Origin of the sequence: Cohaesibacter gelatinilyticus, from assembly GCF_900215605.1 — a bacterium.
GTDB lineage: Bacteria > Pseudomonadota > Alphaproteobacteria > Rhizobiales > Cohaesibacteraceae > Cohaesibacter > Cohaesibacter gelatinilyticus.
This window is the reverse complement of sequence record NZ_OBEL01000015.1, coordinates 1-1,239: the sequence shown is the minus strand read 5'-3', so window position 1 is coordinate 1,239 and position 1,239 is coordinate 1. Positions and strand designations below refer to the sequence as shown.

Sequence of the window (1,239 nt, the reverse complement as noted above, 5' to 3'; positions counted from 1 at the left end):
GTAATCACCAGATTGGAGTTGGTACCAGCGGAGAAGCCGAGATTATCAAGGCTCTGCTTTTCAGCACGATCTTTGGTGCTTGTGCCGGTCACACCTGACGTATCAATGCCAGCGCTTGACTGAATGTGTGTGCCTTTGGATGTGTTGTTGGCCTGCTGGGCCTGACGAACAGTGGATTGTGCACTTTCAACCAGCTTGGTGATGGCTTTGATACCATTGTCAGCTGCTTCCAGAGTTTTAATGGAATTGCCAATGCCGTCCAGCAGGTTGCCGAGGTCAGCCGCGCGGCTGCCGAGACCTTGTGAGGTGAAGAAGTTGGTTGGATTGTCCAACGCGGAATTCACCTTTTTACCAGTCGACAAGCGGTTTTGAGTAAGGGACATCATGTCTGCAGTTTTCTGCAAAGACAAAAGGTTCTGGCGGACGCCAGCTGATAGGGTGATATCCGACATTGTGTTACCTTTCTGGGTACTCGAATACAACTATGGCCTCTTTCTGAGGCTTAGTCGGATGATGGCTATGAAACGCTAATTTAAGGTTAATGGGATGTGCAGGAATATGATTAATGGCTTTCTCTGATTGCTTGATAGAAAACAAAAAAACGGCGGGGAAACCCCGCCGTTTGAAATCTTGTCAAAATTACCGATGGCTTTATGCTCTGAGGAACCGCAACACTGCCTGGTCAGCCTGAGACGCCAGAGACAGAGATGTTGTGGACAGCTGCTGACGGGTCTGCAATGCCAGCATGTTCGCACCTTCCTCGTTGGAATCGGCCAGAACCAGAGCATCGGCACCTGTTTGCAGGGTGTTGATGCTTTCCTTGGTAAAGCCTTCGCGAATGGTCACAGTGTTCAGCTTGGAGCCAAATGTTGACCCTTGCTTGCGCAGGCTGGACAATGCTTCTGACAGTGAATCCAGCTTGAGGTTGGATTCATCAGCACTCAAAGAACTTGCCTTGCTGACTTTCAAACCGGATGAGGTAAGGTCTGCACTTGAAATTGTCAGTTCAGATTTTCTGTCGTCACGATGTTCGTTGAAAGCCACCGTCAGATCACTTCCGGTACCATTGATCAAATTCACGCCGTTATAGCTTGAATCAGCTGATAGCTTATCGATCTGGTCGAGAATATCGTTGAACTGGCTGACCAGCTCAGCGTTATCGGCATCGGAGGTAGAGGCGTAGTTGGTGATGGTGAACGTATCTGCATCGCCAGATGTTGCACCAGCGGTATAGGATAC

The 1,239-nt window shown here is 49.3% G+C and carries 2 protein-coding genes; both read right to left on the bottom strand.

What is annotated here, in order from left to right:
- Positions 1-452, bottom strand: a 452-nt coding sequence (locus CRO57_RS24280; RefSeq protein ID WP_483189147.1) for a flagellin N-terminal helical domain-containing protein, incomplete at its 3' end; no start/stop codon positions are given.
- A 199-nt stretch (positions 453-651) separates the two neighbouring features.
- Positions 652-1,239 (bottom strand): flagellin (locus CRO57_RS24275; protein ID WP_280176214.1); only part of this gene is annotated, 588 nt, incomplete at its 5' end.